The sequence below is a fragment of the Mangrovibacterium sp. genome, assembly GCF_041596335.1.
Taxonomy (GTDB): domain Bacteria; phylum Bacteroidota; class Bacteroidia; order Bacteroidales; family Prolixibacteraceae; genus Mangrovibacterium.
The window spans coordinates 61233-75371 of the sequence record NZ_JBFHIT010000001.1 but is presented as its reverse complement, the minus strand read 5'-3'; the positions used below and the strand labels follow the sequence as shown (position 1 = coordinate 75371).

Genomic DNA, 14139 nt, shown 5'->3' with positions numbered 1-14139 from the left:
GGAGGTTGAAACAAAAAAAAGGTGAAGCCGATCGACTTCACCTTTTGGGTATGTTGTAATTTGAATGACTACAAGGGGAAAATGCCTTTTTCGCGGCAATATTCAATTATTAGTTCGGCATTTCTGCTATTGTCGGTTGCTAATAATTGGAGCGCAGCATTTTCAGGTTCGTCGAACTGGATATCAATTCCCGGCACATAGCTCAGGTTTTCCTGATTGTAGAACTCTGCTTTGTTGTTCTTGCAGAAATCCAGATCAGCCTGAAGGTAGCACAAATGGAAACGATCTTCGCCGATAATTTTAGCCACTTGTTTGCGGATTTCCTTATCGGGGGAAATGAATGAACAGATGGTGATGATTCCCTGATCATTCAAAATCCGGGCAACCTCAGCCACTCGGCGCAAATGTTCAGCACGGTCGGTGGGCGAATAATCCAGCTCTTTCGAAAGACCGGAGCGAACCGAGCTGCCATCGAGTAGCACAACCGTTGCCCCCATTTCAAACAGCTGCTTTTCAAGGCTGAATGCGACTTCATTCTTTCCGGAACCATGCAGCCCTGTTACCCAGATGGTTGCGCCTTTTTGATTGTAGCGCTTTTCGTATTGTTCGGTTGGGACTAGTCCTATTCCCTGGCGAATTTGTTCCCGTTCATCTTCGGTAATGCGCGATGGCAGGTTGTCGGAACTTAGTTTGTCGATGATCATCCCAACAGCAACGGTGTTGTGCGTCATTGGGTCGATCAGCACAAAAGCGCCGGTAGCTTTATTCTTTTTGTATGGATCGAAGTAGAGAGGTTTGTTGGTTGTTAAAACCACCCGCCCAATTTCGTTCAGGTTGAAGAACTCGATGTTTGACTTCGCCATCGTGTTCACATCCACTTTATACTGAATTTTGTCGATCCGTGCTTTGGTGTTGTGGTTCGCGTGCTTAATGATGAAGTGGGTGGTCGGATCCATCGGCTTTTCATCCATCCAAACCAGCATCGACTCAAAATGGCGTTCAACTCTAGGAAGATTGTCCGGGTACACCAACATGTCGCCGCGCGAAATGTCAATTTCGTCCTCCAGCGTCACAGTCACCGACTGTGGAGGAAAGGCTTCATCCAGTTCGCCGTCGTAAGTTGTGATGCTTTTTACTTTCGACGTTTTCTTCGACGGAAGAACCATGACGGTTTCTCCTTTGCGGATGATTCCTGATGCAACACGTGCTGAAAATCCACGGAAGTTATTGTCGGGTTTCAACACATACTGAACCGGGTAACGCATGTCGTCGAAATTGCGGTCGGAGCTAATGTGAACATTCTCCAGAAAATCGAGCATGCACTTGCCTTTGTACCAAGGCATGTGTGCCGAAGGTTCAACCACATTGTCACCTTTTAAAGCCGACAAGGGGATGAAGTTTACATCCGGAATATCCAGTTGGGCGACAAAATTTTTGTAGTCTTCGCAGATGTCGTCAAAAATTTTCTGGTCAAATTTTACAAGGTCCATTTTGTTTACGGCCAACACCACGTGCTTAATTCCTAACAGGGAAACCAAGAAGGTGTGGCGACGGGTTTGTGTAATCACACCTTTTGTGGCGTCGATCAGAATAATGGCCAGGTTTGCCGTTGAGGCTCCGGTAACCATGTTTCGGGTATATTGTTCGTGTCCCGGAGTATCAGCAATAATGAATTTTCGTTTGTTGGTCGAGAAATAGCGGTAGGCTACATCGATGGTAATCCCTTGCTCACGTTCAGCCTTCAGGCCGTCGAGCAGCAGGGCATAGTCGATATCTTCGCCTGCGTGGCCAATCCGTTTGCTGTCGCGTTCCAGAGCAGCCAACTGATCTTCGTATATCATTTTACTGTCGAACATCAGGCGGCCAATCAGGGTCGATTTACCATCGTCAACCGATCCAGCTGTCAGTATGCGCAGCAAGTCTTTCTTTTCGTCCTGGTTCAGGAAGTCTTGTATGTTTAAATTTTTAGCTGTCATTGTTTTAGAGTTGAATTCGTGTCACAAGTTTACTTTTGTTTTAAGGGTAACGAGTAACCCGCTTTTAAAAATATCCTTCCCGTTTCTTTTGCTCCATACTTCCTTCCTGGTCGAAGTCGATAACGCGTGTAGTTCGCTCCGAAACGGTTACGGTCATCATCTCTTCCACAATGTCTTCAATTGTTTCAGCTTGCGACTCAATAGCGCCGGTTAGTGGGTAACAGCCCAACGTGCGGAAACGAACACTTTTCATTTCAGCTTTGTCGGCCATTTCTTTCGGCATCCGTTCGTCGTCAACCATAATCAGGTTGCCATCGACATTTACTACCGGACGTTCCTTGGCGTAATACAGCGGAACGATAGGAATATTCTCGAGGCGAATGTATTGCCAAACGTCCAGCTCTGTCCAGTTCGAGATTGGGAATACCCGAATAGATTCACCTTTGTGGACTCGGGCATTGTAGATATCCCACAGCTCCGGACGTTGATTCTTCGGATCCCACTGGTGAAATTTGTCACGAAATGAGAAAATACGTTCTTTCGCTCTTGATTTTTCTTCATCGCGACGAGCGCCTCCGAAGGCCGCGTCGAACTTATACTTGTTCAGACCTTCCAAAAGAGCTTGGGTTTTCATCATGTCGGTGTGTACCTTACTTCCGTGAGTAAATGGTCCAACACCGGCTTCGTATGCTTGTTTGTTGTAGTGAACAATCAAATCCCAGCCATTTTCTTTGGCATAGTTGTCGCGGAATTCGATCATTTCCTTAAACTTCCATTTCGAATCAATGTGCATTAGCGGAAAAGGAACCTTTCCCGGATAAAACGCTTTTTCAGCCAGCCTGACCATTACCGACGAGTCTTTCCCAATGGAATATAACATCACCGGATTTTCGAACTCGGCAGCTACCTCCCGAATAATGTGGATGGCTTCCGCTTCGAGCTCCTTTAAATGCGTCAGATTATATTTCTTCATAACTACTTGATTTATTTTTTCGTTGTTTCGATATCAAGGGAATAAAAGTTGCGTGCAAAAGTAGTCGAATTTGAATAAGATTCGATGGGTATTAGTTCGTATTTGTCAGCATCTCCCTGTCAATGCGTTCTTACTAAAGTATGTTGGCTGAAAAAAGGTTCAATTTAAAATGGCCAAATCAAAGGAATCAAGGTGATTGAGATAATGAACGCGATGAGATTCATCGGCAGACCGACTTTGGTGTAATCGATGAATTTATAGTTACCCAGACCCTGAACCAGTAGATTGGTTTGATAGCCAATTGGAGTGGCGAAACTAGCAGATGCAGCAATGCAGATGGTTATGAAAAACGGTTTTGGGTCGACATTCAACTGTGCGGCGGCCGAGAAAGCAATGGGGAAGACCAATGCGGCAGCGGCATTATTGGTAATAACTTCGGTAAATAGCGTTGTGATTAGATAGATTGTGATTAATACACCGATGGGACCCCACGATTTTGAAAAGTTGATGGCTGTCATCGCAATGCTGTCGGCAGCCCCCGAATTTTGCAGAGCTTTGCTGAGACCGAAAGCACAGGCAATGGTGATGAGCACATCCCAGGAGATCACTTTAGTGTACTTCCGGTTGGGCATAATGTTAACCCAGGTCATAACAACGGCTACAATAGCTGCGAAGTAAAACATGTCGGGTTTAGCTCCGTTTATTTCCGGCAGGTATTTGCCCACAGTAGCGCCAACAATCATAAGTAAGACTAACAGCAGTGCAATGAGTCGTTGACCTTTATAGCGGGGGGGAGGAATTTCACCTATGAATGAGGTGAGGTAAAATATTTTTGATTCGCCCCAGTTTTTGATGAAATTCTCGTTGGTAAGCAACACCAGACTGTCGCCGTCTTTCATTCGCACAGAGCCAACATTTGTCGAGATAGTCTCTCCGTTCCGATATACGGCAAGTACTTCTGCCTGGTAGTGGTTTAGAAAGTCAAATTCGTCGATTGTTTGGTTAATGCCTGGAAATCTGGGCGCAATTACGGCTTCAATTTGCTTAATGTCGGTGCTTTTATAGAACTTTCCGAAGCCTTTCATAGCCTTCAATTCCAGTTTTTTATGCGTGATCAGCGGAATCAGAGAGTCGGATTTTACGGCGATCACCAGCTTGTCGTTACTTTCAAGCGTAAATTTTCCTTTGCGGCTATCAATTAGTTGGTGATCTCGCTCAATGGAGTGAATGATAATGTTTTTCATGGCATGTGTCCGACCATTGCTAATTTCTTCACCAATCAGCGAACTGTTTTCAGGAAGCGTTGCATCCAGAAAGTATTCTTTGTAATCGTTGCGGTTTCTGCGAAGGTTATTTTTTTCGCCGGGTAAAATTTTGTGACCAAGTAGTGACATGTACAGGAAACCTGCGATGGCAATCCAAATTCCCACTTTCCCCAATTCAAACATGTTCAGGCCGGGGAGGCTGTTTTCAAGCATTAACCCGTGTACCACCAGGTTTGTTGAAGTACCAATTAAGGTACAGATACCGCCCAGAATAGTGGCATAAGAAAGAGGGATCAGGAATTTTTGTGGCGAAAGATTCATTCGCTCAGCCCAGTTTTTAATCATAGGAGCGAAAATTATCACCACCGGCGTGTTGTTTAAAAAGGCCGAAAGAGCAGATACAGGAAGTAATATTCGAGCCAGCGTGAAGGGAAGCTTTCCTCTTCGCTTGGGGAGGAAAGCCCGCGCCATAATATTTAGCGCACCGGTTTGGCGAACTCCTTCGCTCACCAGAAACAAAACTGCTACGGTTAACATTCCTTTGTTCGAAAATCCGGCTAAGCTTTCTTCGGCATTGATTACTCCGGTAGCCATTAATACAACTAATGCAGAGAATAGCAATAAGCCCGGCCTCATGAGATCATAAATAAGCGCAATGATCATCATGACAATCACGGCCAAAACAAAATAGCCTTCAAATGTCATCATGGAAGTTGATTTTTGCCTCAAAGGTAGGTTTTATTGGCTATGGTATTATAGGGCTAAATACTTATTTCCGTTTCGTTCATTGCTGTCTGAAAAAATATTTTGGCGTAAAAATCTGATTCTCTGAATGTATCGGGTGATTGTGAAAATATTTTCTAAAAAACGTTTGTTTTTGTTTTGCACTAATGGATAAAAACGCTAGTTTTGCAGCGCCTTTAAACAAAAAGGCTACACATAATGAGGATGACTCAGTAGCTCAGCTGGTAGAGCACATCCCTTTTAAGGATGGGGTCCTGGGTTCGAGCCCCAGCTGAGTCACACCGAAAATCGATAAAGCCTTGCAAGTAAATAACTTGTGAGGCTTTTGTTTTTTAGTGTTGTCAAATCCGGTGTTAAAAGGGAGGATCAAGGGATCAAGCGGAAAATCTGGGATCAATCGGAAAATCTGGGGGATTTTGGTTTTAGGCATAAATTTTAGCGAGTCTAAAAAGGAAGAAACTGATGTTTCTACAAAAAAGTGGACATTGAGTTAAGTTATGCAGCCATTTTTTGTTTGTTCATCATTTGCACAAATTCTTCTGGTGACAAATAGTTCAATGCAGAATGACTCCGCTGTGTATTGTACCAGGTTTCGATATATTCAAAAACGGAAACAATCGTTTGTTTCTTGTTCTTCAGTTAATTTAGGATTGCCGTTTCCCGGAAAACTTACTCCTTCCTGGCTGGCTAGCTCACTACGCCATCGATAAATTAACTCTGGCCGGATCTTTAGCTCATTGGCTAACTCAACTATGTTGCCTCTTTCGTAACTCAGCTCAACTGTGTTAAGCTTAAATTCTCTTGTAAAAGTCCTTCTTGCTTTGTTCATAATACTAAGATATAATTTAGCGGCAATCATACCTTAACCTACTGTCCATTCAAATGTAGCAACTCCACCAGATCAAGTTTTGAAAATAGGGAGGCAATGCCTCCTTATTTTTTGGTCGTTTGATTATTCATGATCTTGTATGCCTACCCAAATTAATTGATCTGTTGAAAGAATAATGGTGTCAATATAAAAATGTCGATCCGAATCGACATTTTTATATTATTTTTGTCGTATTAAATCGACAGAATTATGGATGTACTATTTGAATTTCAAGAAAGCCTGTTGCGTCCGGTAACCAATGATTTTCGAAGATATCTGCATAAGCAAATTAACTGGGGCCAACGTATGGTTGGTATCAAGGGACCACGTGGAGCAGGTAAAACAACACTGATGTTGCAGCATTTGAAATATGACCTCGGCTTACCATCTAATGCACTTTATATTACTGCGGATCATACCTGGTTTTACAATCATACCTTATTGGAAACAGCCAATGATTGGTATAAGCAAGGCGGAAAGATCCTGTTTATTGATGAAGTTCATAAATACGCTAACTGGTCCGTCGAATTGAAAAACATCTATGACGGTCTACCCGAAATGCAGGTTATTTTTTCCGCTTCTTCTGCTCTGGACATCTATCGTGGTGAAGCAGATTTAAGTAGAAGGGTAGTTAGTTATCTGCTTGCAGGCCTTTCTTTTCGGGAGTACTTGTTATTTACCAGTGAGATAAGCTTTGATGCAGTAAGTATCGATGATATAATTAGTGATCACCGAAAACTGAGCCGGATGATAACGGATGGATTCCGGCCATTGCCTGCCTTTCAAAAATATCTACAAGTAGGGTATTTGCCTATAATTGTAGAAGGAGAGGATTCCTATTTGCTGAAACTAAATCAGGTTATCAATACGATTGTTGATACGGATCTGGCTTATATTGCGGGGTACAACACTGGAACGGCAACAAAAATTAAGAAACTGTTGGGTGTTATTTCAGAGTCGGTGCCTTTCAAACCGAATATTGCAGCGTTATCCCGTAAGCTGGATCTGAGCAGGGATAGTGTGTACCAATACATTTACCAATTAAAAGATGCAAGGTTGCTGAATACGTTGAGTTCAGAAGGCAAGGGAGTATCTACCCTACAAAAGCCGGATAAGATATTTCTGGAGAATACAAATCTCGCCTTTGCGTTAAAGGAAAAGCCGGATATGGGAAATATCAGGGAGACATTTGTTTTAAACCAGTTATTGAATGCCGGGATGCAAGCCAGTTCACCGTCGGAAGGAGATTTTGCAATAAATGGATTAACGATTGAAGTTGGCGGTAAAAATAAGAATGCCTCCCAGGTGAAGCACTTGGATAATTATTTGATTGCTGCAGATGATATAGAGATTGGAAATGGGAACAAAGTTCCGATTTGGCTCTTTGGCTTTTTATATTGACGTGTTAGAATGGTGCGATGACAGTACTGATGTTGCAAGCTTTTAATTGGATCTTTCAATTATATTTGCCTATATTTGTGCTGTAATGTATTGATTATCAGTCGAGACTATATCGAGACCTTACGATTTAAGCGTTTGCGAAAATATTGATAATCAGCTGGAAATAGAGATAGGTTCAAATCCCAGCTGAGTCACACCGAAAATCGATAAAGCCTTGCAAGTACATAACTTGTGAGGCTTTTGTTTTTTAGGGATCAATCGGAAAATCAGGGGGATTTTGGTTTTAGGCATAAATTTTAGCTAGTCTAAAAAGGAAGAAATTGATGTTTCTTGGATCAGAACCAGAATCTGGGCTCGCGCGTATATTCTGCATCGTCGGTATCGAAAACTATTAAGCTCGAACACGCTCGTGTTTTTTGAAAGCCCACTTGTATCAATCCTACTCTTGCCTCTTGTTCTACTTTGTTTACACCTATAATAATAAGGTGTCGTTCCTGTTTCCGATTGTCTCACTCTCACTCTCTCTTATTTTTTGTAAAGTTGACGTTGGTTCCGTCCATCGTTTGTTCTCCTTTTTCGTGCGATTAACATGGAGCTTGTTTTAACCGGCTCTGATCAAGAACTGCCTTCTGGGGGAGGGATCCTGATTTTAAGAGACGATCAGTCCATTCCACTTGAATTAGTGAATGAATTTGGACGAATGCTATCCTGATAATTGACCAAATAGAAAATTCTGAATTGGTTTTTTTCAGCCCACAGCTTGTCGATATAAAATATTGAGTTCAGTTATCAATGGTGGATTCTCCGTTCGAAAATTCACTTTTCCGGTGCCATAAAACAATTGGAACAATAATCCAGATTTATTTTTAAGGTTGGCGTGTGTAAGTGTCAGCAGGAGAGGTTGATAGTGTTGGTTGTCGTCGGGTTCCAAATTATAATATGGAACTTTTACAGCCGGAATTTTAACTGAGTATATGTACAAAATGCGCTAAGTTTAGATCAGCTAAAACCAAACCACATAAAAACGGAATCGGCCATTAATGGACTTTAATAGCTCAATCCGATTTTATTTTTGAACTAAACATTTATGAAAAAAAACGAAACCAACCTCCGGAATTCGGTCTGGCCTGTTGAAGAAACTGCTTGCCTGAAATTGAATCGTCGCATTTGCTATTATCGCAATATTTCCATTCCCCATTTACAATTCAAAGTACGATCAACCACAGTGGCTTCGATGATAGACACTGGAATTTGCCAATAGTTTAATACTCCAACTACACTTTATAATGAACTTATCTAATGCCTAACTTAATTATAATTTTATGAGAACTAAGAAGAAAAGATTCTTACTAATTATTGTAATGTTTATCGGCCTTCTGGGATGCGAAGAAAAAATTGACCCGTTCTTTGCACCACCGGATGACCTTGAAGGAACAATTTATGAAACTCTTGAGGCTCGCGGTAACTTTACCAACTACCTGAAATGCCTCGACCGCACTTCTTATGCCGCAGGATTGCAGAAGAGTGGTTCATGGACCGTTTTTGCCCCGGATGATGAGGCTTTTGAAGCTTTTTTGAAGGAAAACGGCTATAGCTCGGTAGATGAACTACCCTGGAAAAGAGCCACAGATATAGTCAAATTCTCGATCATTCTGGATGCCTATAACACAACCACGCTGACTTACTATAAGAGTCAGTGGTATGCAGGTTCTGCTTTTAGGAGATACACACAATTAGTGGACTCTATTATCGATGTAGATTCGAAAGATTACCCGAATTTCCAGGATTGGACCGATCGAACGTATAAGCTTGCGCCACGTGGTTCGCAGGTGTTATCGCAGTCCTATTTCATTCAGGAATATTTCGATTCGCAAACGCTGAATCCAGAGGACTATGAGTTCCTTTTTCCGGGGGAATCATATTCCGGATCGATGCGTGTTGCTGATGCCAACGTAACAGAGGAAAATGTGATTACTGAGAACGGCTTGATTTTCATCTTAGACAAGGTAGTTGAACCCCGCGAAAACTTGTACCAGAACTTGGTATCGGAAGAGAATACAGGGAGTTACACTATTTTCAAGAATATGATCGACCGCTTTGGTAGTTTTTCTTTTAAGGAACTAGTTGACAACCCGGTTACCGGACAGCAGGATTCAATCTTCCAGCTTTCTTTCCTTACTGGTATTACCAGTAATTACCCGGCTTACAACCCAAATAGTGAGACTTACCCCGCTCTGAAAAATAATGTCGACAGAACTTATGCCAACGCTGTAGGGTTGTTTGCTCCTACCGATCAGGCCCTTACCGAGTATTTGAGTGGAAACAGTTTGTTGGGGCGTTATTACGATTCGTATGACGACATGCCATTGGATGTCGTTGGTATCGTAATAAACATGAACTTCATAATGGACTTTTGGGACATGTGTCCAGGCCACTACGGAAGCCTGTTTAATATTGGTTTCGAGTTGTTGGAGATGTCTGAATCGAATGTTGTTGACCAGAAATGGTGTAGCAACGGGATGTTTGTAGGGATTGACAAAGTATTTACGCCAACCACATTTGCGACTTGTTTGGGGCCACTGGTTCTTGACGCGAACTATTCAATCATGAATAAAATGATTGAAGATCTTGGAATCGACAACTCGCTGACTGGCTCGGGGATCGACATTACGGTTGTTGGTTTGAAAAATGACCAGATTGTTGATATGCCGGATCCAAATAGCCCTTACAGAAGAGTAACCGTTGTTGGTTATAATGAGGACTTGTCGGTCATTTATCTTTCGGTTACCGGTGACCCTACAGCTGCCAATAACCGGATCTACCCGGATCCGACCGCAACAACAGTCAGTTCAACCGATGTGACCTACGTAAATACAACCCTTAAGAGTATCGTGTTGAATCAGATTATTGATGAACCAGTTGACCGATCAGAGGATAATTTCTACCAAACCAGATCAGGTGAATTTGTAAAAGTAACCAACAATGGTAGCAGTTTTGCCGGGGGAGGTGATATTGCAGCCGGTACAGCGTCTAATTTAGTCGAAGATATCGAAACAACCAACGGTCACTTCCTGGTGATGGACGGTCCGGTGATTCGGCCAACCCGATATACTTATGGGGCCTTAACCGACAATCCGGATGAATTCAGCAAGTTCCTGGAAGTTCTGGATGGCGCGGATGCGAAAGTTGCGATCTCCGGATTCAGTAGTGACTACCTGATTGGATTTCTGGATCTTCGCAAGTCGTACACTCTTTTGGCTCCAAACAATGCCGCCGTTCAGCAAGCGATTACCGATGGTGTTATTCCTGACCCGGCTAGCTTGAGCAGCATGGAGCCAGTTGAAAAGGCTACAGCCGTATTGTCACTTCAAAAATTTGCCAAGAAGCATTTTATTCAACAAGCGATACCAACCGATGGCTCGACAACGGGATCATTTAGTAGTTTGTTTGTGGATAAAATCATTGATTATGTTCCGGTGTACAAGGAGTTTACGGTTTATAACGATCATGCAACAATGTCGCTTGAGATAATGGACACGGAGGGCACGACTCTTCTGGCAAAAACCGGGGGCAAGGTTAATATCCTGTCTAAAATGGTTGTTATTCACGAAATCGACAGCTATTTAAAATAGGAAAATTTAAATTTTTGAATATGAAAAAATCGTTAACTAGCAAAATATTTGGGTGGACTATCCTGATTGTCCTGCTCCTCGTGGGTTCGGGAGTGAAAGCCCAACAAAAAGTATTAATTAGCGGGAAAGTAGTATCTTCTACCGACGGAGAGCCGTTGATTGGTGTTACAGTTGCCGAAAAAGACAAAAACAACCGTATCATTTCGGGGGTAACCACTGACTTGGATGGTAATTATGCGCTGAAGGTTTCTAATACAGCCAACACCCTGACTTTCTCATTTATTGGTTTCAAATCTCATAGCGTAACGCCAAAGGATAAAACCAAACTCAATATAAAGCTGGAGGAAGATGTTTCGGAACTCGGACAAGTTGAGGTTCGCGCTACCAAGATTGTAAATACCGGTGACTTCAACCTGGATAAGTCGAGGATTGCCACCGCGATGCAAACATTGGAGACCAAAGACATTAGCGATGTTCAGGCAAGTTCGGTTGTTGACCAGTTGCAGGGGCGAATGAGTGGGGTAGACATTACTGCCGAATCCGGTGAACCTGGAGCGGGTATGTCAATCCGTATCCGTGGTACGTCATCGCTTAATGCTTCATCAGAACCACTCGTGGTAATTAATGGTGTGCCATTTGAAACTACGATCGATGAATCGTTCGATTTCGGTAGTGCCGACGAACAAGGATATGCCTCTCTGATTGGGGTATCGCCGGAAGATATACAAGAAATTTCGGTGCTGAAAGATGCTGCCGCTACAGCTCAGTACGGCTCGCGCGCAGCCAACGGGGTACTGTTGATTACGACCAAGCGTGGTAAATCAGGGAAAGCGGTCTTCGACTATACTTATAAGGGTACGATTGGGTTCCAGCCTGATGGTTTTCCTATGCTGAACGGTGACCAATATACCACGTTGATTCGTGAAGAGTTGATGGCTTCTTCAAACGGAAACCCTGGATCGATTCCTCAAATTGAGTACGACCCAACCTACGAACTATACAATTTATACAATAAAAATACCGATTGGATCGGTGAGATTACACAAACGGAATACATCCACGAGCATAACTTGTCGGTATCCGGTGGGGGCGACAAGGCAACCTATCGTATTTCGGCAACAATGAAAGACCAACAAGGTACGACCGTTGGTACCGGAAGTAATCTGGTTACTACCCGTGCCATTCTCGACTACTATGTTTCGGATAAGATCCGTGTTTCTTCAGAGCTATCGTTTAGTCACAGCAGTGTTGACAAATCGTATAGCGGGCTTCGTGATTTGGCACTTCGTAAAATGCCAAACATGTCGATCTATGAAGTTGATAGTGAGGGTAATCCTACCGATGTGTATTATACTCCGGTTGATGCTTTCCAGGGGACTGGTTCATCGTACTACAACCCGGTGGCTATGGCGAACCTGTCGAAGTATAAAGTTACCAATAACCGGATCACGCCAATTTTCCGCGTAAATTATCGTCCGATCAAGAACCTGACCTACGATATGTTAGTGTCGTTTGATGTGAGCAACGACCGGACCTTGCAATTTATTCCCGAAGAGGCGGTTGGTGTTAGCTGGACAGATGGATTAGCAAACAATGCCATTTATAAAGATGCGGAGTTTTATGTGATCCGCACCGAAAATAAATTGGCCTGGAATCCTAAAATGGGCGAAAAACACTCGTTGTTTGTCGGGGGTAAATTTGAAACATACGAGAAAAATAGTATTGGTTATTATGTCGAAACCAGTAACTCGCCAAGTAGCTTGCTGCAAACTCCCATTAGCGAAGCTCGTCTCGAGGGTTCCGGAAACTCGCTGAGTTCTTCTTACTCTTCAAACCGGACACTTGCAGCCAACTTCATGTTCAACTACCAGTTCGACGAAAAATATACCATTAGTGGTGGTGTTCGTTCTGAGGGTAACTCGAAGTTCGGAAGTGATTATCGGAATGGTGTTTTCCCAAGTATTGCTCTTAAATGGGACATGTCGAAGGAGCGTTTCATGGACGGGTTGAAGTTTGTTGATGAATTGAGCTTTAGAGGTAGTTATGGTGTCAACGGTAATGCGCCAAGCTTTAACTATGGTTCGTACAGTACGTATGGTTCCTATAGCTACAATTACATCGATGTGCGTCCGGCTTATCCAACAAACATCGAGCTTTCTGGTCTGAAATGGGAAACAGTTATTCAGGAGAACCTTGGGTTTAACCTCACCATGTTTAATTACCGCGTAAACGCGGATGTGGAGATCTATCGGAAGAAAACAAAAGATATCCTGAGTAAAAATACGTCGATCCCTTCGACGTCCGGTTTCTCAACACTGGCCTACCTGAACCTGGGTGATATTAATAACGAAGGGTTTGAGGTAAGTGTGATGACAAAAGTGATTGAGAAAAAGAATTTCGCTTTGGATTTCAACTTCAACTTTTCCAGAAACGTAAACCTGATCAAACGGATTACCGATGCGATGGATGTTGAAGATGGAGACCCTCTGGCAACCGGATCTGATGGCTATCTGAAAAGAATACAGGAAGATAATCCGATTGGTTCGTTCTATGGCTATCGTTACAAAGGTGTTTACGCCAGTGCCGATGAGCTGGCTGCTACCGACGAAGATGGCAACATTATTTACGATATAAACGGTACAGCAAAAGGAATGAAATTTAACAATTCAAAAGCCTTTGCAAGTGGCGATGCCAAGTACGAGGATGTGAACCATGATGGAAACATCAACCGCCTCGATGTGGTTTATCTCGGTAACGCAAATCCATTGCTGGTTGGTGGTTTTGGACCTGTAGTTAAGTATAAGAACTTTCGGTTGACAGCCTTCTTCAACTTCCGTTATAACCAAAAAGTAATCAACCTGGCGCGGATGACTACTGAAGCCATGACAAACTACGATAACCAGAACACTTCTGTTTTGCGACGTTGGAGATATGAAGGTCAGGTAACTGATGTGCCGCGCGCGCATTACAACAGCACGGTGAATACCTTGGGTTCCGACCGCTTCCTGGAAGATGCCTCATTTATGAGACTAAAGTATTTAACAGTGAGATACGATGTACCTAAAACATTTGCACAGAAACTTGGAATGAAAAAGTTAGCTGGTTATGTGACCGGTAATAACCTGTTTACTTTGACTAACTATATGGGTACAGACCCGGAAACAGGCCAAAGCTCAAACTGGAAAACACTTGGATACGATACGAATAAAACGCCTCGTTCCATCCAGTTTACTTTAGGTATAAATGCTACATTTTAATTAGAAAAGTTTGGGCAATATGA

8 protein-coding genes and 1 tRNA gene are annotated in these 14139 nt (G+C 42.9%); 4 read left to right on the top strand and 5 right to left on the bottom strand.

From position 1 onward, the window contains the following. Positions 1-68: 68 nt before the first annotated feature. The 3 genes from cysN to ABZD21_RS00215 form a co-directional block, all read right to left on the bottom strand. Entirely contained in the window at positions 69-1976 is a 1908-nt protein-coding gene (gene cysN / locus ABZD21_RS00225) for a sulfate adenylyltransferase subunit CysN (RefSeq protein WP_372771933.1), read from the bottom strand. A 64-nt stretch (positions 1977-2040) separates the two neighbouring features. Continuing rightward, a complete protein-coding gene (gene cysD, locus ABZD21_RS00220; RefSeq protein ID WP_372771931.1) occupies positions 2041-2949 on the bottom strand; it encodes a sulfate adenylyltransferase subunit CysD in 909 nt (302 codons plus the stop codon). 164 nt (positions 2950-3113) lie between these two features. After that, on the bottom strand, positions 3114-4922 hold the full coding sequence (locus ABZD21_RS00215) for an SLC13 family permease (protein ID WP_372771930.1): 1809 nt from the start codon (positions 4920-4922) through the stop codon (positions 3114-3116). A 242-nt stretch (positions 4923-5164) separates the two neighbouring features. On the opposite strand from ABZD21_RS00215, the gene ABZD21_RS00210 reads away from it, so the two are divergent. Continuing rightward, positions 5165-5237: transfer RNA gene (locus tag ABZD21_RS00210), tRNA-Lys, on the top strand. 216 nt (positions 5238-5453) lie between these two features. On the opposite strand, the gene ABZD21_RS00205 is transcribed toward ABZD21_RS00210, so the two are convergent. Further along, complete coding sequence (locus tag ABZD21_RS00205; RefSeq protein WP_372772218.1) at positions 5454-5555, bottom strand: hypothetical protein; 102 nt, start codon at positions 5553-5555, stop codon at positions 5454-5456. 4 nt (positions 5556-5559) lie between these two features. Beyond that, a complete protein-coding gene (locus ABZD21_RS00200) occupies positions 5560-5787 on the bottom strand; it encodes a transposase (RefSeq protein ID WP_372771928.1) in 228 nt (75 codons plus the stop codon). 249 nt (positions 5788-6036) lie between these two features. Here ABZD21_RS00200 and ABZD21_RS00195 point away from each other — a divergent pair, with 249 nt between their 5' ends. The 3 genes from ABZD21_RS00195 to ABZD21_RS00185 all read left to right on the top strand — a co-directional run bounded on the left by ABZD21_RS00195 (position 6037) and on the right by ABZD21_RS00185 (position 14116). Then, positions 6037-7227 (top strand): ATP-binding protein, encoded by a 1191-nt coding sequence (locus ABZD21_RS00195; protein ID WP_372771927.1) that lies wholly within the window; start codon positions 6037-6039, stop codon positions 7225-7227. 1322 nt (positions 7228-8549) lie between these two features. Next, entirely contained in the window at positions 8550-10859 is a 2310-nt protein-coding gene (locus ABZD21_RS00190; protein ID WP_372771925.1) for a fasciclin domain-containing protein, read from the top strand. A gap of 20 nt (positions 10860-10879) precedes the next feature. Then, positions 10880-14116 carry a SusC/RagA family TonB-linked outer membrane protein gene (locus ABZD21_RS00185; RefSeq protein WP_372771924.1) on the top strand — a complete coding sequence of 1079 codons (3237 nt, stop codon included), beginning with the start codon at positions 10880-10882 and terminating at the stop codon, positions 14114-14116. The last annotated feature ends 23 nt before the right edge of the window (positions 14117-14139 follow it).